At 69.6% G+C, this 21,445-nt stretch carries 21 protein-coding genes; 10 read left to right on the forward strand and 11 right to left on the reverse strand.

What is annotated here, in order from left to right:
• A partial coding sequence (locus KUTG_RS04540; protein WP_043715117.1) for a hypothetical protein occupies positions 1 to 389 on the forward strand: 389 nt, incomplete at its 5' end.
• A gap of 16 nt (positions 390 to 405) precedes the next feature.
• On the opposite strand, the gene KUTG_RS04545 is transcribed toward KUTG_RS04540, so the two are convergent.
• A complete protein-coding gene (locus KUTG_RS04545) occupies positions 406 to 1,308 on the reverse strand; it encodes an endo-beta-N-acetylglucosaminidase H (RefSeq protein WP_043715120.1) in 903 nt (300 codons plus the stop codon).
• Between the two features lie 577 nt (positions 1,309 to 1,885).
• Here KUTG_RS04545 and KUTG_RS04550 point away from each other — a divergent pair.
• The 3 genes from KUTG_RS04550 (at position 1,886) to KUTG_RS04560 (ending at position 4,885) form a co-directional block, all read left to right on the forward strand.
• A complete protein-coding gene (locus KUTG_RS04550) occupies positions 1,886 to 3,109 on the forward strand; it encodes a branched-chain amino acid ABC transporter substrate-binding protein (RefSeq protein WP_052393940.1) in 1,224 nt (407 codons plus the stop codon).
• Positions 3,110 to 3,281: 172 nt separating this feature from the next.
• Positions 3,282 to 3,983 (forward strand): DUF2306 domain-containing protein, encoded by a 702-nt coding sequence (locus KUTG_RS04555; RefSeq protein WP_052393942.1) that lies wholly within the window; start codon positions 3,282 to 3,284, stop codon positions 3,981 to 3,983.
• Complete coding sequence (locus KUTG_RS04560; RefSeq protein WP_043715125.1) at positions 3,980 to 4,885, forward strand: phosphotransferase; 906 nt, start codon at positions 3,980 to 3,982, stop codon at positions 4,883 to 4,885. The genes KUTG_RS04555 and KUTG_RS04560 overlap by 4 nt, the downstream gene beginning before the upstream one ends.
• Here the strand turns inward: KUTG_RS04560 and KUTG_RS04565 are convergent.
• On the reverse strand, positions 4,882 to 5,715 hold the full coding sequence (locus KUTG_RS04565) for an SDR family NAD(P)-dependent oxidoreductase (protein ID WP_043728289.1): 834 nt from the start codon (positions 5,713 to 5,715) through the stop codon (positions 4,882 to 4,884). The genes KUTG_RS04560 and KUTG_RS04565 overlap by 4 nt on opposite strands.
• Before the next feature lie 69 nt (positions 5,716 to 5,784).
• Positions 5,785 to 6,324: a TetR/AcrR family transcriptional regulator gene (locus KUTG_RS04570; RefSeq protein WP_043715127.1), complete on the reverse strand. Its 540-nt coding sequence runs from the start codon at positions 6,322 to 6,324 to the stop codon at positions 5,785 to 5,787.
• Positions 6,325 to 6,410: 86 nt separating this feature from the next.
• On the opposite strand from KUTG_RS04570, the gene KUTG_RS04575 reads away from it, so the two are divergent.
• Both KUTG_RS04575 and KUTG_RS04580 read left to right on the forward strand, forming a co-directional pair.
• Positions 6,411 to 6,860: a nuclear transport factor 2 family protein gene (locus KUTG_RS04575; protein WP_052393943.1), complete on the forward strand. Its 450-nt coding sequence runs from the start codon at positions 6,411 to 6,413 to the stop codon at positions 6,858 to 6,860.
• Positions 6,861 to 7,121: 261 nt separating this feature from the next.
• Positions 7,122 to 7,418, forward strand: coding sequence for a nuclear transport factor 2 family protein (locus tag KUTG_RS04580; RefSeq protein WP_052393944.1), 297 nt, complete (start codon positions 7,122 to 7,124; stop codon positions 7,416 to 7,418).
• On the opposite strand, the gene KUTG_RS04585 is transcribed toward KUTG_RS04580, so the two are convergent.
• Positions 7,371 to 8,084, reverse strand: a complete 714-nt coding sequence (locus tag KUTG_RS04585) for a 2OG-Fe(II) oxygenase (protein WP_043715130.1) — start codon at positions 8,082 to 8,084, stop codon at positions 7,371 to 7,373. The genes KUTG_RS04580 and KUTG_RS04585 overlap by 48 nt on opposite strands.
• Before the next feature lie 121 nt (positions 8,085 to 8,205).
• Here KUTG_RS04585 and KUTG_RS04590 point away from each other — a divergent pair, with 121 nt between their 5' ends.
• Complete coding sequence (locus KUTG_RS04590) at positions 8,206 to 8,778, forward strand: TIGR03086 family metal-binding protein (protein WP_043715132.1); 573 nt, start codon at positions 8,206 to 8,208, stop codon at positions 8,776 to 8,778.
• On the opposite strand, the gene KUTG_RS04595 is transcribed toward KUTG_RS04590, so the two are convergent.
• Both KUTG_RS04595 and KUTG_RS04600 read right to left on the reverse strand, forming a co-directional pair.
• Entirely contained in the window at positions 8,775 to 9,956 is a 1,182-nt protein-coding gene (locus KUTG_RS04595) for an RNA polymerase sigma factor (RefSeq protein WP_043715134.1), read from the reverse strand. The two genes, KUTG_RS04590 and KUTG_RS04595, sit on opposite strands and share 4 nt — an antisense overlap.
• Positions 9,953 to 10,321 carry a YciI family protein gene (locus KUTG_RS04600; RefSeq protein ID WP_043715137.1) on the reverse strand — a complete coding sequence of 123 codons (369 nt, stop codon included), beginning with the start codon at positions 10,319 to 10,321 and terminating at the stop codon, positions 9,953 to 9,955. The genes KUTG_RS04595 and KUTG_RS04600 overlap by 4 nt, the downstream gene beginning before the upstream one ends.
• A 104-nt stretch (positions 10,322 to 10,425) precedes the next feature.
• On the opposite strand from KUTG_RS04600, the gene KUTG_RS04605 reads away from it, so the two are divergent.
• The gene (locus tag KUTG_RS04605) at positions 10,426 to 11,901 is read left to right on the forward strand and encodes a carboxylesterase/lipase family protein (RefSeq protein ID WP_052393946.1); all 1,476 of its coding nucleotides are present in this window, start codon (positions 10,426 to 10,428) and stop codon (positions 11,899 to 11,901) included.
• Between the two features lie 2 nt (positions 11,902 to 11,903).
• On the opposite strand, the gene KUTG_RS04610 is transcribed toward KUTG_RS04605, so the two are convergent.
• The 3 genes from KUTG_RS04610 to KUTG_RS04620 form a co-directional block, all read right to left on the reverse strand.
• Positions 11,904 to 15,911 (reverse strand): beta-galactosidase, encoded by a 4,008-nt coding sequence (locus tag KUTG_RS04610; RefSeq protein ID WP_043715139.1) that lies wholly within the window; start codon positions 15,909 to 15,911, stop codon positions 11,904 to 11,906.
• A gap of 149 nt (positions 15,912 to 16,060) precedes the next feature.
• Positions 16,061 to 17,296: an FAD-binding protein gene (locus KUTG_RS04615; RefSeq protein ID WP_043715141.1), complete on the reverse strand. Its 1,236-nt coding sequence runs from the start codon at positions 17,294 to 17,296 to the stop codon at positions 16,061 to 16,063.
• Positions 17,297 to 17,317: 21 nt separating this feature from the next.
• Complete coding sequence (locus KUTG_RS04620; RefSeq protein ID WP_043715142.1) at positions 17,318 to 18,163, reverse strand: helix-turn-helix domain-containing protein; 846 nt, start codon at positions 18,161 to 18,163, stop codon at positions 17,318 to 17,320.
• 102 nt (positions 18,164 to 18,265) lie between these two features.
• Between KUTG_RS04620 and KUTG_RS04625 the strand changes: the two genes are divergently transcribed.
• Positions 18,266 to 19,096, forward strand: a complete 831-nt coding sequence (locus KUTG_RS04625) for an SDR family oxidoreductase (protein ID WP_043715144.1) — start codon at positions 18,266 to 18,268, stop codon at positions 19,094 to 19,096.
• A 5-nt stretch (positions 19,097 to 19,101) separates the two neighbouring features.
• Here KUTG_RS04625 and KUTG_RS04630 read toward each other — a convergent pair whose 3' ends face one another.
• Positions 19,102 to 19,956, reverse strand: coding sequence for a helix-turn-helix transcriptional regulator (locus KUTG_RS04630; RefSeq protein ID WP_043715147.1), 855 nt, complete (start codon positions 19,954 to 19,956; stop codon positions 19,102 to 19,104).
• Between the two features lie 224 nt (positions 19,957 to 20,180).
• Here KUTG_RS04630 and KUTG_RS60740 point away from each other — a divergent pair, with 224 nt between their 5' ends.
• Complete coding sequence (locus tag KUTG_RS60740; protein WP_255361012.1) at positions 20,181 to 20,837, forward strand: aldehyde dehydrogenase family protein; 657 nt, start codon at positions 20,181 to 20,183, stop codon at positions 20,835 to 20,837.
• Positions 20,838 to 21,037: 200 nt separating this feature from the next.
• Here KUTG_RS60740 and KUTG_RS04640 read toward each other — a convergent pair whose 3' ends face one another.
• The gene (locus KUTG_RS04640; protein ID WP_043715149.1) at positions 21,038 to 21,442 is read right to left on the reverse strand and encodes a GFA family protein; all 405 of its coding nucleotides are present in this window, start codon (positions 21,440 to 21,442) and stop codon (positions 21,038 to 21,040) included.
• Positions 21,443 to 21,445 lie beyond the last annotated feature (3 nt).

Genomic DNA, 21,445 nt, shown 5'->3' on the forward strand with positions numbered 1-21,445 from the left:
AGGTGGCGTTCCTCAACGCCGAGTGGCATGTGGCGGTGTTGTGGCTGGGCAACCAGTTCGAGGCCCAGGCCGACCTCTCCCGCTCCAAGGGCTTCACGCTCACCTACAGCGCCACCGACGACGTCTACGTCCAGCTGCGGCCGGCCTCGCACTGGAGCGGCGGCGACAAGTGGCTGACGAAGATCCCGTCCACGCACGGGAAGATCGTGCGCACGTTCTTCAGCTTCGCGCCCGACCAGTGGACCTGGCTGCCGGAGCTCGGCCAGCCGCGCTACTCCTTCGCCGCGGCCCTGACCGAGGCCCGAGGCCTGGTCTTCGTCGGCAAGACCCCGAACAAGCTCGACTTCCGCGGACTCCAGGTCGACGGCTACCGCCCACCGCACGTGTGAGCGGTAGCCGGATCGACTACTTCTTGTACACCGCCGCGCTGCCGTAGAGCACGTTGGTGAAACTCGAGATGTAGGTGTGCCGGTCGGTTCCGTCGAGGTTGTACGTCAGGTACACGCCGTATCCCTCGGACTTGGTGCGCTGGGCGAGGCTGGTCGCCGTGCTGGTGGCCGTCCCGCCTATCTCGATGGCCGCCGGCGACAGGCCGGACTTGGGCAGCTTGATGCTCGGCACGCCCCACGTGCCGTAGTACGGGTTCCAGGCGTAGTTGAACTTCGAGTCCACGCTCACGCCGTTGTAGGTCAGCCGGGAGGCGGCCGGGCCGATGTTGTACAGCGAGATGAGCTTGTTCGGCAGGTAGTTGCGCAGCGCCGTGACCAGGTAGACGAACGAGCTGGCGTTGGGCTGGCCGGTGCCGTTGTTGCCGTACTCGGCGTACTCGTCGTCGAAGTCGATGCCGTCGAGGTTGTACTTGGCGACGGTGTCGGACAGCTGCTTGGCGAAGGCGTTGGCGGCCGCCTGCGACGGGAAGTTGGCGAAGCCGGCGCCCTGGTGGTTGCCCAGGATCGACAGCATCACCTTGATGCCCTTGGCCTGCAACGGCCGGATCTCGGTCGCCGCGTTGTCCAGGGTCCGCTGCACGTTCGGATTGTTGTAGAGGTACGCCGACTTCGTCGTCGTGTCGTAGTTGATGTTGGCCGCGAAGATGACCGCCACGTCGAACACGTTGGCCCCGCCGTTGGCCAGCGTGTACTTGCCCACGTTGACCATGCTGTTGTTGTTGACCTCGACGTAGGCCACCGAGATCGGCCCGGTCTTGGCCTTCACCGCCGGCGCCGCCGTCGCGGTTCCCGTGGTGCCGAGCAGCGCCGCCGCGGTGACAACGGCCAGCGCGGCCGCGACCCGCCCCAATGTGAACATCGTTGACCGAACTCCCATCGAACGAGTGGAGACGTCAATTCCGACGTCAAATGTCAACCATTGCGCGAAGGCGGCACATCTGCGCGGCAACCCCGCCCTCACCTGGACATTCATCCCCGAACGGTACGTCCGCGGGCACCCGGCCGCCGTGCTCCAGCCGGGGGAACTCGCAGCGGCCGCCGATTACTGAATTGACATGTCCTGTCCTGTCGAACGGCCGTCGACAGGCGCCGTCGACCCCATTTGTTCCGACCGAATCACGTCCTCTGTGGACACGCCGGCGGGCCGGGCTGCCCGAACGGGCCAGGGACATCCGCGCCCCAGCGGGCGGACGGCCGGGATTTTCGGTCACCCGATTCCGGTTCTGACCTGCGGTTTCACCCGTTCGACCGATCGTGCAGACAAACGTGGCGGGCCGAAGGCGACCAACGCTCACCGCCCGCATCCCGACGTATGCTCGCGTCGCGGTGGGCACAAGATCGTCCGCTGCGACAAGCCCGCCGGACCGATAACCAGCATGACTGGCGGCCGTCCGGATACATGCCTCTTCTTTTCCTGTATGTGAAAGGTTTCTGTGATGTCATCTCGCGTTGCGAGGCTCGCGGTGGCGCCGGCGGTGCTGCTGTTGCTGGCCGCATGCGGCACCAACAAGACCGAGGCCGGTGGCAGCAACGCCGCCTCCTGCGACACCAGCAAGGGAAACCTGGTCGTCGGGGTGGTCGCGCCGTTGACCGGCAGCGTGTCCGCAGTGGGCCTGGGCATCCAGAACGCCACCGCGCTCGCCGTCGACGAGGCCAACGCCAAGTGCGCCGTCAAGGGCTACAAGCTGGTCATGGTCGGCGAGGACGACCAGGCCACGCCGCAGGTCGGCGCCCAGGCCGCGAGCAAGCTGGCCGCCGACGACACCGTGATCGGCGTGGTCGGGACCTACAACTCCTCGGTCGCCCAGGCCGTGCAGCCCATCCTGGCGGCCAGGAAGATCCCCCAGGTCTCCCCGGCCAACACCAACCCGTCGCTGACCGTCGGCGACAACACGGCCGCGCCCAAGCGCCAGTTCGACTCGTACTTCCGGGTCTGCGCCACGGACAACTTCCAGGGCCCGTACGCGGCGGACTACCTGGTCACCAAGGCCGGCAAGAAGAAGATCGCCATCGTCACCGACGGCAAGACCTACGGCAAGGGCCTGGCCGAGGAGTTCACCAAGCGGGCCACCAAGGACGGCGCCACCATCGTCGACACCGAGCAGGTCGGCGAGAAGGACTCCGACTTCTCCGGCGTGCTGGCCAAGGTCAAGCGGGCCAAGCCGGACGCGATCTACTACGGCGGCGAATACCCCGTCGCCGGCCCGCTGTCCAAGCAGGCACAGGACCTCGGCCTCGCCGTCGCCCTGATGGGCGGCGACGGCATCTTCGACAAGAAGTTCGTCGACCTCGGCGGCAAGGAGGGCGACCTGGCCACCTCGGTCGGCGCGCCCACCGACCAGTTGCAGAGCGCCCAGGACTTCGTCAAGGCCTACACCGCCAAGGCGTACAAGGATCCCTACGCCGCCTACGGCGCCTTCGCCTACGACGCCGCCAACGCGATCATCGCCAGCACCGCCAAGACCCTCGGTGACAACGGCACCTGGGCCGCCTCGATGCGGGACGCGTTGGTCAAGAACATCGGCTCCTACACCGCCAGCGGCGCGACCGGCCCCGTCGGCTTCGACCATTACGGCGACAGCACCAACAAGGTGCTGACGGTGTATCAGGTCTCGGGCGGCGACTGGAAGGCCGTGCAGACCGGCACCGCAACCAGCTGAGCCCTCGACGGATCCGCGTGCCGGCCGGCGCGCGGATCCTGAGGCGGGTGGGCTCAGCTTCGCGGTGACCGGTGGGGCTAGCACCACCGTGCCACGGGTGGCACGACCAGTGCCCGGATCGCCACCACGTACCAGGATCGATTGGGACACAACCAGTCGAGGAGCAGGGCACATGGCGACGATCGTGCAGAGCGAACCCACCACCGGCCGCGTAGAGCGGCGGAAGCGGCGGCGGTGGCCGCTGGTGACGCTGGCGGTGGTCACGGTGGCGACCCTCGTCTACATGCTGTCGGCGTACGTGCCGCCGGTGATGAGCAACAGTCGGATCCCCGTTCAGGGCACCGGGCATTTCGTGTTGCTGGTGGCGCACATCTTCACGGCGACGGTGGCCACGCTGACCGGACTGGTCCAGTTCTGGCCGACGCTGCGGGCGCGGTATCCGAAGGCTCACCGATGGACCGGGCGTGCGTACTTCTTCCTCGGTGTGTTCCCGTCCTCGGTGCTGGCCATCCCGGTCATGGTGCTGGCCCCGTACGGCGCGGCGAACCAGGCCGCGGTGGCGGTGCTGGATGTGCTGTGGATCATCACCGCCGTCGCCGGCTACCGGGCAGCCCGCGCGCGGCGGTTCGCCGACCACCGCCGCTGGATGATCCGCAACTACGCCCTGACGTTGTCCTCGTTGGCCTCGCGGTTCTTCACGCCGATCATGGCGCTGATCATCATTCCCCAGGCCACCGGCCCCGTGTACCAGAGCAGCGAGGTCGTCATCGGCCACGACATCGCCAGCGGCAGCGCCTGGCTGAGCCTGGTGGTGACCATGGTGATCGCCGAGGGTTACCTGCAACGCCGCCAGGTGGCAAAGTCGCGACCGTGAACGACTGGTTGCCGGCCTGGTGCCGGAAGCACCTGGGCAGCGTGCCGACGGACACGCTGTTCCAGGTGACGTCCATTTCCACGGTGTTCGGCCTGCGCCTGGCCGACGGCGCCGAGGTCGTGGTCAAGGCACGCCCCGACGACGGCCGTGCTGCGTCCTGTGTGGACGCCCAGTCCCAGCTGGCCGCGAGCGGATTCCCTTGCGCCCGAACGCTGACCGAGGTGATCGACGTCGGAGAGCTGGCCGTGCACGCCGAGGAATACCGCCCCGGCGGCGAAGTCCTGCACGGCGACGGCCCGGCCGTGGCCGTGCGCTACGCCGAGGTGTTCGCCCGCCTCATGGCCGCGCTCACCGACGTCGCCGTCCCTCCACCGCTCCCCAATCCACGCTGGATCCGTTGGGACCACGGGGATCCCGGCCTCTGGCCGGCTATCGACTTCCTCGATGACCGGGATCAGAGCAGCGTTCCCTCTCACGTCGTCGAGACCGCCGAGCGGGTCCGCAACCGGCTACTGGCCACGGATCTGCCGTGCGTGCTGGGCCACGGCGACTTCGAGGCGCAGAACCTCCGTTGGCACGGCACGGACATCTGGCTCGTGCACGACTGGGACAGCCTGACCTGGCAACCCGAGGCCGCCCTGGTCGGCGCGGCCAGCGGATCCTTCGCCTCCTCCGGGCAGCCGACCTTGGCCCCGATCGACGCCTCCGAGGCGTTCCTGGCCGCCTACCAGCACTTCCGCCGCCGCCCGTTCACGCCCGAGGAGCTGGAAGTCGCCTGGACGGCCAGTCTGTGGCCGCCGGCCCACAACGCCCGGTGGGAGGCACTGCACGGCGACCCTCCACTGGCCGTCACGGCGCTCCGCGTGCAGGCGGCCGAACGCCTGATCCGGGGAAAGGCCTAGGGCTTCCAGGGCAGGACGGCGCCGTCGAGCAGGAGTTCGCCGTAGTGCTCGGGTTTGACGGGGTCGAGGGCGAGGTCCAGCAGGGCGACGGCGGCCTGGGCCGGGGTCGGCGCGGTGGCGACATCCCACCACACGCCGGAGGTGGGTGTGTTCATCATGCCCGGGCACACGGAGGCGAGCAGGATGCCGCGGGCGAGGTCGGCGTCGCGCCTGGAGCGGGCCAGCGTTCGCACGGCGGCGACCTGGCCGATCTTGGAGGGGATGTTGACAAAGCCGGGCCAGGCGCTGGCGCGGACGGTGCCGTTGCGGACGGCGTCGCGCCAGGCCGAGACCTGGCGGTCGACCTCGTCCAGTGAAGGCAGATCGTCGAAGCGGCTGTGGAGCACCGGGGCCAGGTAGCGGAGGGTTCCCAGTGAGCTGGCCACGATGATCAGGCGGCCGTTGTCGCGCAGCAAAGGCGCGAAGGCGCGAAGGATTCGCGTGGTGCCAAGGTTGTTGACCTCGACGTACTGGTCGATGAACGTCGGCGGATCGTCGTCGGGGCCTACGCGCATGACAGCGTTGCCGAAGACGATGTCCACGCCGCCATGGCGTTCTCGTAGTTGGTCGGCGAAGCGGGCGGCGGCCGTGGGGTCGGCGACGTCGAGCAGCGCGGCACGCACCTCGGCACCGCCGCCGGGCACGCCCTCGGCCGCGGTGGTGACGCGGTCCAGGTCGCGGCCGGTGAGGTAGACGGTGTCGGCCGGGGTCAGGCGCTGCGCGAGCCCCTCGACCAACGCCAGGCCCAGCCCCTGGGTTGCCCCGGTGACCAGGGCGACTTTCGGTGTCATGCCCACCACGCTAAGCGGGCGCCGGCCATGCCAAAAGCGAGAATGTGGCAGGGCAGCCATGCGTGTTCGTCATGGCCTCGGCGCCGCCAGGCCGTTCATCAGCAACGCCAGCAGCCGGTCGGCCTGGGCGGGATCGTCCTGGGCGGCCCAGGCGATGCCGCCGGCCATCTTCAGCACGTCGGCCTCGTCGACGGCGACGATCGCGCCGGCCTGCCAGGCCCGGTCCAGCAGCGCGGCCCCGACCTCGAACAGCTGGGCGTGCAGCCCGGACACCAGGTCGCTGCGGATGGCCGAGTTCATCATCGCGGCGGCCAGGCCCCGGTAGGTCACGCCGTGGATGATCGTGGCCCGCAACCAGGTCCGCAGCGCGTCGAACGGGTCCGCGGCATCGAGCAGACCACGCCCGAGGTCGCCCAGCTCGGTGATCTGCCCGGCCAGCACGGCCTCGACCAGATCGAGCCGGGTCGGAAAGTGCCGGTACAGGGTCCCGCTGGCCACGCCGGCCCGCTGAGCGATCTTGTCCAGCGAGGCGTCCACACCGTGCTCGGCGAACGCGCTGCGCGCCGCATCGAGCAGCCGCTCGTAGTTGCGCCGGGCATCCGCTCGCATCGCGCTACCGCCTTGCTAACCGGGGACATAGTCCGTTACCGTGCCCGACAACCGGACCGTGTCTCATCTTAGCCGGAAGGCGACCCATGGCGCTGACCCACCAGGACCGGATCGACATCACCGACCTGGTCAACGGGCACGGCCACCTCGTCGACGGCGGCGAGCTGGACCGGCTGGACGAGCTGTTCACCCCGGACGTCACCTACGACCTGCACGACTTCGGCCGCGGCGAGCTGGTCGGCATCGCTGCCCTGCGAGCGGCCGTCGAGGGCGCCGCCGGCCCGGTCGGCCATCACGTCACCAACATCGTGATCACGGAGGTCGACGGCGCCTCGGCCGCTGTGCGTTCCAAGGGCATCGGCGTCAACGCCGACGGCACCGCCGGCAGCGTCACCTACCAGGACACCGTCACGCACGGCCCCGACGGCTGGCGGATCATCCACCGCAAGGTGATCGGCCGCCGGAAGCCGGGCCCGCGAGAGGTTCTGGAGCGCTTTGGCTACTCCATATCCGACTTCTCAATTTCAATTCTTTGAAGAACCCTCGGCTGGAGCTGTTGGGACGTTGTGGTTTCTCTCGTTATGCGAACGTAGAGCAAAGTACGCATAGCTCCGTTATTGGGGATAGTAGCTGGGTTCACTTGAGGTGCTATCGAAGGTTAAGTTAGGGGTCGCCATCGCATACCAGAGCTTGCGCGATATGCCTGCTTTATGACACTATATGGAATGCGGAATCAGGTCCTCATGAACAACTGATTTGAGAAGACGGTCTAAAAAGAATAACTTCTGACGGCGCCTTTGCTGCTTCGTGCAGCGGCGGAAGTCTGGCAGGCCAAGGCCTTCCAGTACCGGGCCTACCGCACCATCGCCATCCACGACACCGGCGACCCGGCCACGATCATCGTCGAACAGGAAGCCCTCGGCACCAGCCCGGCGGCTGGCGAGTTCGCGCTGCCCAACATCGTCGTGCTCACCGCGCACGACGGCCGGATCACCCGTTTCCGCGACTACGTGAACATCCTGGCCGCCATGGACGTGCTGGGGCGTTCAGGTGGCGTCGTGGAAGACGAGCCCGAGGGTGTGCCGAAGGCCTGAGCGAACGGCCGAGACGCCGTGCCGCACGGGCGAGGCGGACCAGCCGCGTGAGCCCTGCACCGGGCGGTCACGGGTGGTGAAGACCAGGCCGTGGCCCTGGGGAATGAGCGTCGAGGTGCCACGCGACTGGGCCCGGGGCCGCTGCTCGACCAGCAGGAACTCGCCGCCGGTGTGGTCCTCGCCCGGCGCGTTGAGGTTGATCACGACCTGGAGCGGGAACACCTTGTCCCCGTAGAGATCCCGGTGCAGGGCGTTCCACCCGCCGGGCTCGTAGCGCAGCAGGATCGGGGTCGGCCGGGTCTGCCCGGCGTCGTGGCAGATCCGCAGCCACTCGTCCAGGGTGTCGGGCCATTCGGCCTCGCGGCCCAGGCGCGCGTGCCAGTCCCGCGTGATGGGCAGCAGCCGCTGGTACAGCGCCTGCCGCAGCTCCTGCACGGCGTCGGGGAACGGCTCGGCGAAGTACCGGTAGTCGCCGTTGTCGCCGAACCGGTGCCGCCGGAGGTTCACCTCGGCCCGGAACCGCTCCGGGGACCGCCACAGCGCGATGATCTTCGCGCACTCGGCCGGGGTGAGCAGCGGCGGCAGCAGCGCGCAGCCGTAGTCGTCGAGTTCGGCCGTCACCGCCGCCCAGTCCGCCGCGGCCACCCGTTTGTCGTACTTCGTCATGCCCCGAGTCTGCCCAGCGGCCACCGATCCGAGCTGGCGGAAATCGGTCGCCGCGTTCTGTCGTTTTCGGGTCCCGCCGTTCGTCCTACGGGTGGTGAGTACGGTCAGAAAGGGATCAACGATGAACGTGATGGAGCTGTACGGGCGGGCCCAGGACGGGTTCGAGGCGGTGCTGGCCGGCGTCGGCGCCGACCAGTGGGAGACGCCGTCGACCTGCCCCGAGTGGTCGGTGCGGGACGTCGCCGGGCACGTGATCTGGGCGCAGCGGCAGCTGCGGGCGTGGGCGACCGGCGAGGAGTACGCCGAGTACGGGGGCGCCCCGGGTTCGGCGCATCCGGCCGCTGTGCTGGCCGAGGGTGAGCCGCTGTCGTTGTGGCGGGAGGCCCGCGCCGCGGCGTCGGCCACGCTGACCGAGGAAGCACTGGCCAAACCGGTGTCTCTGCCCGGTGTCGGCGAGATGCCGGTGGTGGGCGTGGTGACGCTGCTGCTCAGCGACACCATCACGCACACCTGGGACATCGCCCACGCACTGGGCCAGCCGGTCACGCTGGACCCGGCCGCGGTGTCGGCGGCGTTCGAGTGGTCGCGGGCGAACGTGATGCGGCGGCCGGGTTTCTTCGGGCCGGAGCTGACGCCGCCCGACGACGCCGACGTGCAGACCCGGATGCTGGCGTTCCTCGGGCGGAAGGCCTAGTCGAGGTCACGCAGCCGGCCGGCGAGAAATCGCCGGTCGGCTGCGCTCGCGGCGAGCTCGTGGGCCCGCCGATACGCCTGTGCGGCCTCGTTTTTGCGGCCGAGCCGGCGCAGGAGATCCGCTCGGGCGGCATGCCACAGGTGGTAGCGGTCGAGGCCGGTGATCCGGTCGATCAACGCCAGCCCCTCATCGGGCGTCGTCGCCATGGCCACCGCCACGGCATGGTTCAACGCCACGACCGGGGAGGGGGACACCATCAGCAGTTGGCCGTACAGGGCGGAAATCGCCGCCCAGTCCGTCTCGGGCCGGGTGTGCAGCGCGGCGATCGCAGCCTGCAACTGATACGGACCCGGCCGGCCCAGGGCCAGCGCCCGATCCAACACCCCGACGGCCTCGACGATCTCGACGCCGTCCCACCGGGACCGATCCTGATCCTCAAGCAGCACAACGTCGCCGTCCGGGCCGAACCGCGCGGCGCTGCGGGAATCGTGCAGCAGCATCAACGCCACGAGCCCGAGCGCCTCCGGCTCGTCCGGCATCAGCGCCGCGATCAGCTTGCCGAGCCGGATCGCCTCCCGGCGCGGATCTTCCTCGGCCGTGGTGTAGCCCTGGGTGAAGATCAGGTACACCACCGCCAGCACCCCGGACAGCCGCTCGGGCAGCAGGTGATCGGCCGGCACCCGCAGGCTGATGCCGGCGTCGCGGATCTTGCGCTTGGCTCGCACGAGGCGTTGCGCCAGCGTCGACTCGCCGACCAGGAACATCTGCGCGATCTGGCCGGCCGTCAGCCCGGCCACGGCTTGCAGGGTGAGGGCGACCCGGGCGTCTTCGGCCAGCGCCGGGTGGCAGCACGTGAAGATCAGGCTCAGCCGCTCGTCCCCCACGGCAACCAGCCGCTCCGTGCCCATGTCCACCGCCTCGGGACGTTCTCCCAGCTGGGCGAGCTTTTCTCGGCCGACCCGGGCCCGCCGCAGCCGGTCGATCGCGCTGTTGCGGGCCGTGGTCAGCAGCCACGCCATCGGGTCGTCCGGCGCTGCCGAGCCCCAGGTCGTCAGCGCCGCCGCGCAGGCGTCCTGCAATGCGTCCTCGGCCAGCTCGAAGTCGCCGAGGACGCGGATCAGGGCCGCCAGCATGCGGGCCCGATGCTCGCGATAGACCCGGTGCAGCAGGTCGGTCATGCCGACGGACGGTGGTCGAGGCCGGCCACCGGGGCGACCGGTCGCACCTCGATCGAGCCCTGTTCCGCCATCGGGCACAGCGCTGCCAGCTCCAGCGCCTCGTCCAGGTCGCGGCAGTCGAACACGTACACGCCGCCCAGGTGCTCATGCGTCTCGGCGAAGGGCCCGTCGGTGATCAGGGTCTTGCCGTCGCGGACGCTGACCGTCGTCGCCGTGCTCTCGGGCTGCAACGGATGTCCGTAGACGAACGCGCCGCGCCGGCGGCACTCCTCCGCGAACGCGTTCACCCTGGCCAGGGCCTCCTCGAAGCCCGGATCCCCGGGTTCGGGCCGGTCGCAGTCGTAGATCAGCAGCATGTACTGCACGGGTCCTCCTTCGTCTCACTGATGACGAACGAGCCGACCGTATCTCGACCGCGCCGCGGAAATTCGGTGGCGACCTCCCATTAGTACGCCATAGCGTACTAACCATGCCGAAGCTTCTCGTGCTCTCCCTCCTGGCCGGCCTGCTCACTCCCTGCCCGCCGGCCGCGGCGGTCACCACCACCGACGGCCCGGTCCACGGCACCGTCACCTCGGACTACGCTTCCTACCAAGGGATTCCCTACGCCGCGCCGCCGGTCGGCCCGTTACGGTGGCGACCGCCGCAACCGGTCCAGCCGTGGACGCAGCCGCTGGACGCCACCGCCCCCGGCAACGCCTGCCCGCAGGCCCCCGGCGAGCCGCGCACGGACGAGGACTGCCTGTACCTCAACGTCACCGCGCCACGGGAGGCCCACCGGCTGCCGGTGATGGTGTGGCTGCACGGCGGCAGCTTCATCGCCGGCTCGGGGGCCGACACCGACGCCCGCAGCTTCGCCGAGAAGGCGCACGTGATCGTCGTGACGATCAACTACCGGCTCGGGGTGCTGGGCTTCCTCGCCCATCCCGCCCTGGACGCCGAAGCCGGCGACCAGTCCGGCGACTACGGCATCCAGGACCAGCAGGCGGCGCTGAAGTGGGTCAAGGCCAACGCGGCCGCGTTCGGCGGCGATCCCGGCAACGTCACGCTGTTCGGGCAGTCGGCCGGCGGCGCCAGCGTCTGCATGAACCTGGTCTCGCCGGGTGCGGCCGGGCTGTTCCAGCGGGCCATCACCGAGAGCGGCGGCTGCGTCGCGCCGGAGCCGGACAAGACCATCGCCGAGCGCAACGGCGTCACCCTCGCCGCCCAGCTCGGCTGCACCGACCTGGTTTGCCTGCGTGGCAAGACACCCGCCGAGCTGTTGGCCGCCGCCGCGGCGATTCCGTACAGTCCGACCTACAGCTGGCATCCGGTCTGGGGCGGTTCCGTCATCCCGCTCAAACCGGCCACAGCCATCTATAGTGGACAGTTCAACCGGGTGCCGCTGCTGGTGAGCAGCAACCGTGACGAGGGCACGATCCTGATCGCCTCGCAGTACCCGAACGGCATCACCGCGTCGCAGTACGAGCAGCTGCAGACCGAGATCTTCAAGGCCGACGCCCCTCAGGTCCTCGCCCACTACCCCGCCGGCGACAACCCCACGCTCACCTTCGCCCGCTCGACCACCGACTGGGTGTTCTCCTGCACCTCGTTGGCCACCGACCAGTTCACCTCCGGCCTCATGCCCACCTACGCCGACGAATTCGCCGACGAGAACGCCCCCGGCTGGCCCTCCCCGTTGTTCCCGCTCGGCGCCTACCACGGCTCCGAGTTGCAGTACCTGTTCGGCCATCTGCCGACCGCCGCGCAGCAGGCCCTGGCCGACCGCATGATCGGCTACTGGTCACACTTCGCCTGGACCGGCAATCCCAACGGCCCGGGATTGCCGGCCTGGCCCCGTTTCCAGCCGGGCGATCACGACGTGACGGCGTTCGCCCCGGGCCGGCCGCAGCAGGTCGACCTGGCGGCCGAGCACCAGTGCGCCTTCTGGGCCAGCCTGGTCTGACCTCAGCCGCAGGTCAGCGTGGGCACGGCCCAGTCGGCGTGGTCGAGGCCGTTGCCGTCGCCGCCGTCGCCGACCTCCAGATCGAGCACCTGCCCGCCGGTGACCGGGACGTCGATGGTGGCGGCGGCCTGGTTGCCGTGCATGACCGGCGTGGTCGCCAATGTCGTGCCGTCCATGCGCACGGCGAAGGTGACCGTGCCGGAGCTGCCGGCCTCGGCGTCGACGCCGACGGAAGCCGTGAAGCGACTGCACTTCCCGGCCAGATAGAACTGCACGTCACTGGCGGCGTTGGTGCCCAGGCCCTTCGGGTACTGGACCCCGGCGATGGTGATCGGCTTGCCGTCGCCGGGGTCGGCCTCGCCGTTACTGGTGTCCCGTTCCACCGGGCCCCAGCCGTTGGTGGCGGCCAGGAACGGCAGGCTGCTCACCGCGACCTGCCCGCTGGGCGGCGGGGCCGGCACGGTGCCGACGATTCGCTCGTCGGTCACGGTCTCGCGGCCGGCCTTGGCCGTCACCTTCAACGCTGCCGGGGCTGCGACCCCGACGGTCACCGGCCACGAGAACGTGTTCCCGTTACGAGTGACCGGTCCGACGGTCCAGCCGGCGGGCGCGGTCAACGACGCCGACACGTTGTGTTCCCGGGTCTGGACGGTCGCGGTGGCGGTGAACTGCTGTCCACCGGCGGCGGTGTTGGGGGCCTGCAGGGTCACCGAACTGCGGGGCGCCGGCGGCACGGCGTACTTCCCAGGGTCGTAGCCCGGCGAGTAGTTCTGCCGCACGGTCAGCGGCGAGGCGTGGCTGCCGTAGTTGGTCAGCGACACCTGGCCGAGGCCACCGGTGCTGCCGTCGAGGTTCCACACCGCGATGGCGATCGTGTTGTCCCCGTTGGGGTTGAGCACACCGTTGGGGATGGGGAAGCTGTGCTGCGGCCCGAGGTAGTTGACGTACTGCCCCATCTGCCAGCCGTTGACGAAGATCAGCGCCCGGTACTGCCGCGACGGGTCGTCGGCGATCGTGATACCGACGGAGGTGTCCTGCCCGCGCGGGAGATCGAGGCAGACATTGGTGCGGTACCAGGAAACTCCGGGCGTGGTGTCCTTGGCCGGCAGCGTGGTGGTCGGCCAGGACCGGTCCGGGTAGCCGGCCAGCGACACGCCGGTGCGTTCTCCGTAGAGGCCGCCGGTGTTCAGCGGGCCGCGGGTCTGGTCCAGGCCGTTCGCGCCCTGGAGCCGCCAGGTGACGGAGGTCAGCGGCGAGCCGGTGATCCGGGCGCCGATGAGGCCGCGGGCGGCCTTGTTCCCGTTGGAGCTGCCGTAGTCCTCGTCGTGGCCCATGTTGACCGTCAGCACGGACAGCTCGTTGTCGCCCTTGCGCAGCGCGTTCGCCGGGAAGGCGAAGGTGTGCTGGGTGGTGGTGGAACTGCCGAGGAAGGTTCCGTTGAGCCACACCGAGGTCGCGCCGGCCGAGCCGCCGCTCTGCGACGACAGGGTGATGCCGGTCTGGGTGCCGTCGCCGGCGAACTTGCCGCGATACCAGGTGTTTCCGGTGTGGAAGCCGTAGTCGTCGGCGAACAGCACGGGCAGCGTGCCGGCGACCGTGGTGCTGTTGCTGGTCATCTTGTCGGCGACGGGCCACCGCGAGTCGTCGAAGCCGGGCTGGCTCTCCGGCGACTCCTGCTGGTGCTTCCAGTTCGTCAACGCCGGCAGGGTGACCGGTTTCGCCACCGGGAGCGTGCCGGTGCGGCTGCCGCTGCTGGTGGTCCGGGTCCGCACGTCGCGGCCGTTCCACGTGATCTTGTCGGCGGCGGCGAAGACCTCCACCGAACCGTCGGTGTCGGTGTCGCCGGTCAGGGCCAGGGTGTGGCCCGCGGTGGCGGCGGTGCGGAGCAGGTGCGTGCCGCGGACCAGCACCGGGCCGGCGGCGGTGTCCTGTCGCCAGAACGTCTCAGCGGTCGCCTTGTCCCCCACCAGAAGCAGGAGCGGCCTGGCACCCGGCTCGCTGACCAAAACCCGTGTCAGTCCGTTGTGGACGTAGTTGAGCCGGAGGTCGCCCCTGGCGGCGTCCCAGGTGCTGGTCGCCGAGCCGCCGAGCACGGTCACGGTGGGCTGCTGGGCATAACGCAGCACTGTTTCGCCCGGCTGGCCGGAATCCCCGTACAGCACGGCGATGTCCCGGTTGCCGATGGTCGCGTTGGTCATGATCTCGGACGTCGAGTACTGCATCCGGGACTGCCCGAGGTCGTAGCCGGCGACCAGGATCTTCGACTGGCGGCCGTTCAGCGTGATGCCGGTGTCCGGCTGCTGCGGGACCGACGGGTAGTAGTCCTTGGTGGCCGCCGACAACAGGTCGACGGCGTCCACCACCACGAAGGCCCCGGAGGCCGCCGGGTTGCGCTGCCCCGTGACGACGATCTTCAGCGTGTGCGGGCCGTCGGCCAGCCCCCGGACCTCGTAGCCGGTCAGCTGGTTCTGCTTGGTCGCCGCGTACAGGTCGACGGTGCTGACCTTGGCGCCGTCCAGGTATACGTCGGCGATGCCGTGGTTGCCGTCCTTGGAGGTGATCCAGCGGATCCCACCGCCGGTGAAGGGAATGCTCATGCTGTCGCCGGCCGTGTTGGAGAACGACTCGGTGTGCAGGTAGTCGCCGCCGGTGTAGTTCTGCTCCGGCCCCACGTGGCTCCACGTGCCGGCGTAGGTCGCGGCCGGATCGTCATATGTGTAGCCGGAATGCGCGGCCAGGTCCAGGGCGACGTGCGTGGTGTCGGTGGCCGCCGACGTGGAATCGCTGTGCCGCAAGGTGTGGAACTGGGTGTGCGTGTCGGGGTTGATGCGGGCGGTGTCGCTCAACGTCGCCGAGGTGAGCGGGGCGGAGCCGAGGCCGTCGGTCTTGGTCAGCGGCGCCACCGACTGCGTGAACTCGCCGATCAGCTTGTCCTCGTAGTACTTCGGGTCCAGCTGCCGGCTCTCGGTGATCGCCGCGCCGTAGTCGTAGGAGGTGTAGTTCTGCGGGATCGCGCTCCAGCCCCACGACGTGCCGCCGTAGAGCATGTAGAAGCTCTGCGCGGTGGCCCCGGCGGCGATGTTCTGCTTGTAGAACACGTTCGCGAACTGGTCGTTGATCAGCTGCCCGCACTTGGCGTAGCCCGGACCGCCCCACGGGTCGAAGGCCCCGCCCTGGAACTCCGGCGTGTACAACGGCTTCCCGGCAGGGTGGTCGTAGCTGATGTCGGGGACGCCGTTCCAGGCGGTCGGGTTCGAGCAGTCGAAGCCCTGCGGGTAGGAGTCGGGGCCGTCCACGTCCAGCGCCGCCGCGCCGGCGTTGAAGGTGCCGTTGTTGTTGCCGGTCAACGGAACCTTGATGCCGTCGGCGCGGGCCTTGTCCTCAAGGTGCTTCATGTAGGCGCGCCCGGCGTCGTTGCCGTTGTAGTACTCGTTCTCCACCTGGTAGGCGATGACGCTGCCGCCGCCGTCGGTGAGCTGGTGGCGCTTGAGGATGCCGTCGATCTGCGACTGCCACTCGTCGGAGTAGGCCAGATAGGTCGGATCGGCGGAGCGGGTGTGCCCGGGCGTGGTCGACAGCCAGGTCGGGAAGCCGCCGCCGTCGACCTCGGCGTTGATGTACGGCCCGGGCCGGGCGATCACGTACAGGCCGGCCCGCTCGGCCATGTCCAGGACCTTGTCGATGTCCCGCACGCCGCTGTAGTCGTAGACGCCCTGCGCCGAGGACTGGTAGCCCCAGTCGAAGTACAGCGAGGTGGCGTTGAAGCCGGCCGCCTTCATCTTCTGGAAGACGTCCAGCCACAGGTCGGGGCTGGGCAGCCGGTAGTAGTGGAACTCCCCCGACCACAGGTAGGTCCGCTGGCCGTCGATCAGGAACGAGTAACCGTCGTAGCCGATCGTGTGGCTCGCCTTGGCCTGGGGCGGCGGCGCGGCCGTCGCGGCCGGCGTCACCCCGGTCAGGGCCAGGGCGACACAGCCGAGAAGGGCCAGCAGCGATCGGGGTAAGCGCATGTTTCTGCCTCCTGGGAGTGCCACCTGCCCAGAAAGCTAAGGAACCGATCAGAGTCCGTCAAGATTCAACATTTTCACGCTCATGAACACCGCAAGCACTCCGCCCGTCGAACGACGAGGGCGGGCAGCGCCGCGGACGAGGTGCCAGATCAGCCGATATTCCTTGCCACGTAAGGACTCCGGAACACACCGTCCGGGTCCAGCCGCTGTCGAAGATCACGGAACGCCGGCAGCATCGGCCACGACTCGGCCGAAGGGCTGATGTGGAAAAGCTTGCCCCAGTGCGTCCGAACGCCGAAGGGGGCCAGCCGCTCCTCGATCACGGGCAGCAACGCCTCGACTTCGGACTGCCGTTGGTGCCACGTGAAATGCAGCGCGACGCGGTCACCGCCCTGGGCCGGGCTCAGCCAGTGGTCGTCGGCGGCGATCGCCCGGATCTCGGAGCACAGGACCAGCGGCGCGATGCGGTCGCCCAGCCCTCGCAGGGCCTCGAAGGCCGCGGTGGCGTGCTGGTACGGCACGAAGTACTCGGACTGGAGTTCGTTGCCGGCGCTCGGGGTGAAGCCCAGCTTGAAGTGCGGCAGGCGTTCGTGCCACGGGCCGGGCAAACCCAGCTGCTCGGTGCAGTTGTCGGCCGGCAGGCCGGCCGCGTGCGCGGGATGCCTCGGACCGTCGGCCGGCCGCGCGCCGAACAGCTCCGTGCGCCCCGGACCGACGCTCTTCAGCCACGCCAGGTCGACGGAGTCGTTGGCCCAGTTGGTGAACATGCTGACGCTGTACGCCGAATCCTCGATCTCGTCGAAACGATCGAACAACGCGTCCCACGGCAGCGCGTCGAACACGTTCTGCCGCACCTCGAAAGCCGGCACCAGATCGAGCGTCATGCGCGTGACGACACCGAGCGCGCCGACGTTCACCACGACGCCATCGAAGTCTTTGTCCCCCTTGGCGAAGCTGAGCAGCTCACCATCGGCCGTGACCAGGTCCAGCGCGGACACTGCCGAGGCCAGGCCCTGGTTGCGGCGGCCGGATCCGTGCGTGCCGGTCGCGACGCTGCCGGCGATCGTGCAGTGCGGCAGCGAAGCGAGGTTGGGCAGCGCGAATCCCTGGGCGTGCAACACAGGGGCGAGTTCGCCGTAGCGGGTCGCGCCGCTCACGGTGACCTTCGCCGCCGCAGCATCGATCTCGATCGGCGACTCCACGCCGCTGATGTCGATCTGCACGCCACCGTCGAAGTCGGCGATGTCGTTGAAGCAGTGCCGGGTGCCCAGCGCCTTGATCCGTGGCGCGGCCGCCACCATCTCGCGTACCTCGTCCACGGTGCCCGGGCGGAGGATCTTCTCCGCCGCGTAGGCGAGATTGCCGGCCCAGTTCAGCTCATCCACGCCGTGACGCTAACACCCGCGCTAGTGACGGATCGGGTCGACGGCGGGCAGTTCGGGCGTGATCAACGAACCCAGCAGGGCCAGCCCCTCGGCCGACGACGAGCCGGGCGCGGCGTGGTAGATGACCACGACCAGGTTGTCGGTGCCGGTGACGGCCAGCTTGTCGCGGTGCAACGTCAACTCACCGACCTGCGCGTGGATCAAGCGGGTGGTGGCGCTGCGCCGGCGGCCGATGTCGTGGCGGCCCCAGAGGCGTCGGAAGCGCTCGCTGCGTAGCGAGAGCTCGCCGATGAGCTCGGCCAGGCGCGGGTCGTCGGTGTCGACGCCGATCACGGCCCGGAGCTGGGCCACCACCTCGGCCGTGCCCTGCTCCCAGTCGGGATGGAGCCGCTGGGCCTCGGGGTCGGTGAACAGGGAGCGGAGCCGGTTGGTGCCGGGCGCCAGATGCGGGGACAGCGCTACGGCGAGAGGGTTCGCGGCGAGCACGTCCATGTACTTGTTCTGCACGAAAGCCGGCAGCGTGAGGGTCTGCACCAGCTGAAGGATGCTGGCCGGCACCCGCTCGGCCCGTGGACGGGGACGACGGCGGGACCGGGGGCGCGCGAGCTCACGGAGGTGGGCGGCGGCGTCCTCGTCCAGGTGCAGCACGTCGGCCAGGGAATCGAGGACCTGCGCCGACGGGGTGCGGTCCCGGCCCTGCTCCAATCGCAGGTAGTAGTCGGCGCTGATACCGGCCAGCATGGCCACTTCCTCACGGCGCAGCCCGGGCACCCGACGGATCCCGGCCGCTCGCAGGCCGACGTCCTCGGGACGCACCAGCTCCCGCCGCGCCCGCAGGAACTCCCCCAGCGCGTTGCCTGTGCTCATATCACCGACGGTAATGCGCCGGGGCCGGCGGTGGGTGGTCCTGCTACTCCCAGGAACTCCTCGACACTCCCGCAGGGCTCGTGCCGGCGGCACGCTCGGGGAATGACATGGTTCATCACGGGCATCAACAGCGGCTTCGGCCGACAGCTGACCGAGCAGCTGCTTCAACGAGGCGACCGGGTCGCCGGCACCGTCCGCCGGCCGGGCACGGTGGCTGACCTGGAGGACAAGTACGGCGACCAGCTCCGGGTGGCGCGGCTGGACGTCACGGACACGCCCGCCATCCGGGACACCGTCGACCGGGCGTTCAAGGAGCTGGGCCGGATCGACGTGGTGGTGAACAACGCCGGCTACGGCCTGTTCGGCGCGGCCGAGGAGGTCACCGACGAGCAGATCACCCACATCCTGGCCACCAACCTCGTCGGCTCGATCCAGGTCGTCCGGGCCGCGCTGCCGCATCTGCGCGCCCAGGGCGGCGGGCGGCTCATCCAGCTCTCCACCTACGGCGGCCAGGCCACCAACCCCGGCGCTTCGCTCTACCACGCCAGCAAGTGGGGCATCGAGGGCTTCATGGAGTCGGTGGCCAAGGAGGTGGCCCCGTTCGGCATCGAGGTCACGATCGTCCAGCCGGGCGGCGCCCGCACCGAGTTCCGCTTCGACAGCCTCCGCACCGCCACGCCCATGCCCGCCTACGACCACTCCCCCGCCGCCATGACCCGCGCCGCCGGCGACCGCGACCGCCCCTCCCTCGGCGACCCCGCGAAGATGGCCGCCTGCATCATCGCCAGCGCCGACCGATCACCGGCCCCGAAGCGCCTCGTCCTGGGCAGCGACTCCTACCGCTTCCTGCACGCCGCCCTGACGGAGCGTCTCGCCGACGTCGAGGCCCAGTGGCACACGGCCGGGCTGACCGACTTCGCCGCCGGATCCTGAGCCGATCAGGTCCGCGACACCGCCGCGTCCGCGCCCCAGCTGACCAGCATGCGCAGGGCCTCGGCCGAAGGTGAGGCTGGCTCGGCATGGTAGGTGGACAGGAACTGCTCCTGGTCGCCCGGCAGGGTGAAGGTCTCGTAGTGCAGGGTGATCCCGCCGACGAGCGGATGCGCGAGGGTCATGCCGGCGTACGTCTTGCGCTTGACGTTGTGGGTGGCCCACATGGTGCGGAACTCTTCACTGCGCACGGAAAGCTCGCCGATGAGCTCGTTGAGCACGGGGTCTCCCGCGTGCTGCCCGGCGTCCATCCGCAGCTGGCCGACCACATCGGACGCCTTGGCCTCCCAGTCGGCGAACAGGTTCCGGGCCTCCGGGTCGAGGAACACGATCCGGGCCCAGTTCCGGTCCTGTGGCGCGCGGGCCGCCCAGTCGCCGAACAGCGCCGACGCGGAACGGTTCCAGGCCAGCACATCCGTGCGCCGACCCCAGATGTAGGCCGGCACGGAATCCATGGCGCTCAACAACTCCAGCAGCGCGGGCCGCACCTGCTGGCGCTGCGGCGTGGGACGGCGCTTGTGCTGCTTGGGCTTGGCCAGGTGCAGGAGATGGGCGTGCTCGGCATCGGAAAGCTTGAGGGCGGCGGAGATCGCGTCCAGGACCTCGACCGAGACGTTGCGGCCGTTGCCCTGCTCCAGGCGCGTGTAGTACGCCACGGAGACGCCGGCCAGCTGAGCCAGTTCCTCGCGGCGCAGCCCCGGCACCCGGCGACGACGGCCGAACTCGGGCAGCCCCACGTCGCCCGGGGTCAGCCGGGCCCTGCGGGTGCGCAGGAACTCGCTCAGCTCAGTGCGTGGGTCCATGGCCCCAGTATCAGGCCGGACAGCCCGCGCTGCCTGTCCCTGCCGGTGGTAGGCACCCGTTTCGTAGGTGGAGCGGAGGTCTGGGGACCCTGACCGACCCGTCCGACCCCGCCACGGTGATCGGCCCGCTGGTCAACGCCGGCGCCGCCCGGCAGGTGTCGGAGCTGGTGGCCTCGGCGGTGGCGGCCGGGGCGCGGGTGCGTCTGTATCGCTTGGTGAACTCAGTGCCACCTCGGGCAGCCCCACGTCGGCCGGGGTCAGCCGGGCCTGCGGGTGCGCAGGAACTCGCTCAGCTCAGTGCGTGGGTCCATGGCCCCAGTATCAGGGCCGGACAGCCCGCGCTGCCTGTCCCTGCCGGTGGTAGGCACCCGTTTCGTAGGTGGAGCGGAGGTCTGGGGACCCTGACCGACCCGTCCGACCCCGCCACGGTGATCGGCCCGCTGGTCAACGCCGGCGCCGCCCGGCAGGTGTCGGAGCTGGTGGCCTCGGCGGTGGCGGCCGGGGCGCGGGTGCTGACCGGCGGCGGCGAGGCCGACGGGGCCCGCTTCCCGGCCACGGTGCTGGCCGATGCCACCCCGGACATGCGGATCTTCGACGAGGAGATCTTCGGGTCGGCGGTCACCGTGATCACCGTGAACGACGACGAGCAGGCCGTGGCCATCGCCAACGACACCCCCTACGGGCTGACCGCCGGCGTGATCACCGAGGACTCCCGCCGCGGCCTGGCCCTGGCCCGCCGGCTGCAGACCGGCATCGTGCACGTCAACGACCAGACCGTCGACGACCAGCCGCAGGTCCCGTTCGGCGACGTGAAGGACAGCGGCTACGGCAAGTTCGGCGGCCGGTGGGCGTGGGCGCCTTCACCGAGACCCGTTGGGTGACCGTCGCCGGGCAGCAGAAGGTGTTCCCCTACCGAGAAAAAAAGAGCGGCGGCCCACGGGCTGCCGCTCTTTTCTCTTTGTTCCACGCCAACGTTGGGCCTTACTCTGGCGGCCCATGCCACGGCGGTCCCCGGCGCCTCGACGTGAGGGCGTGCCCTCTGTCAGTTTCCCGGCGGAGGGCACGGTGACCGCCACTTTTCCTACTTGGCGTCGCCCTCGAACCGAAGCCGGCTGGGATCCGGCCCGAACCATTCCTGGGCGCGACGCCCCCACACTTCGGCGGTGGGCTTGAGGCCGGTCCGGTCGTCGAGCGTGCCGGCCTTGACGATGATGATCTCCGGCCGCTCGCGCATGACCGTGAAGATCGGGGTCCCGCAGTCGCCGCAGAACATCCGGTCCCTGACGTGTCCGTTCTCGGCGCCGACAGTGTTGTACGCCTTGGGAATGCCGTTGATCCGCACCGAATCCTGGGGCACCAGGATGTTCTCCGAGAAGGCGGAGCCGGTGTGCCGCTGGCAGTCGTCGCAGTGGCACAGCACCTCGATCACGGGCTCGGCGTCGTAGCTGTAGCTGATCGCGCCGCATAGGCAGTGTCCGGTACGCATGGC

The sequence above is a fragment of the Kutzneria sp. 744 genome (assembly GCF_000568255.1).
Taxonomy (GTDB): Bacteria; Actinomycetota; Actinomycetes; order Mycobacteriales; family Pseudonocardiaceae; genus Kutzneria.

Coding starts and splice junctions, on each gene's coding strand:
- KUTG_RS04585 (WP_043715130.1), bottom strand. CDS start 8,084: ATGACGAAGTACGACAAACGGGTGGCCGCGGCGGACTGGGCGGCGGTG.
- KUTG_RS04555 (WP_052393942.1), top strand. CDS start 3,282: ATGGCGACGATCGTGCAGAGCGAACCCACCACCGGCCGCGTAGAGCGG.
- KUTG_RS04550 (WP_052393940.1), top strand. CDS start 1,886: ATGTCATCTCGCGTTGCGAGGCTCGCGGTGGCGCCGGCGGTGCTGCTG.
- KUTG_RS04575 (WP_052393943.1), top strand. CDS start 6,411: ATGGCGCTGACCCACCAGGACCGGATCGACATCACCGACCTGGTCAAC.
- KUTG_RS04565 (WP_043728289.1), bottom strand. CDS start 5,715: ATGACACCGAAAGTCGCCCTGGTCACCGGGGCAACCCAGGGGCTGGGC.
- KUTG_RS04625 (WP_043715144.1), top strand. CDS start 18,266: ATGACATGGTTCATCACGGGCATCAACAGCGGCTTCGGCCGACAGCTG.
- KUTG_RS04605 (WP_052393946.1), top strand. CDS start 10,426: ATGCCGAAGCTTCTCGTGCTCTCCCTCCTGGCCGGCCTGCTCACTCCC.
- KUTG_RS04630 (WP_043715147.1), bottom strand. CDS start 19,956: ATGGACCCACGCACTGAGCTGAGCGAGTTCCTGCGCACCCGCAGGGCC.
- KUTG_RS04610 (WP_043715139.1), bottom strand. CDS start 15,911: ATGCGCTTACCCCGATCGCTGCTGGCCCTTCTCGGCTGTGTCGCCCTG.
- KUTG_RS04620 (WP_043715142.1), bottom strand. CDS start 18,163: ATGAGCACAGGCAACGCGCTGGGGGAGTTCCTGCGGGCGCGGCGGGAG.
- KUTG_RS04545 (WP_043715120.1), bottom strand. CDS start 1,308: ATGTTCACATTGGGGCGGGTCGCGGCCGCGCTGGCCGTTGTCACCGCG.
- KUTG_RS04590 (WP_043715132.1), top strand. CDS start 8,206: ATGAACGTGATGGAGCTGTACGGGCGGGCCCAGGACGGGTTCGAGGCG.
- KUTG_RS04640 (WP_043715149.1), bottom strand. CDS start 21,442: ATGCGTACCGGACACTGCCTATGCGGCGCGATCAGCTACAGCTACGAC.
- KUTG_RS04570 (WP_043715127.1), bottom strand. CDS start 6,324: ATGCGAGCGGATGCCCGGCGCAACTACGAGCGGCTGCTCGATGCGGCG.
- KUTG_RS04595 (WP_043715134.1), bottom strand. CDS start 9,956: ATGACCGACCTGCTGCACCGGGTCTATCGCGAGCATCGGGCCCGCATG.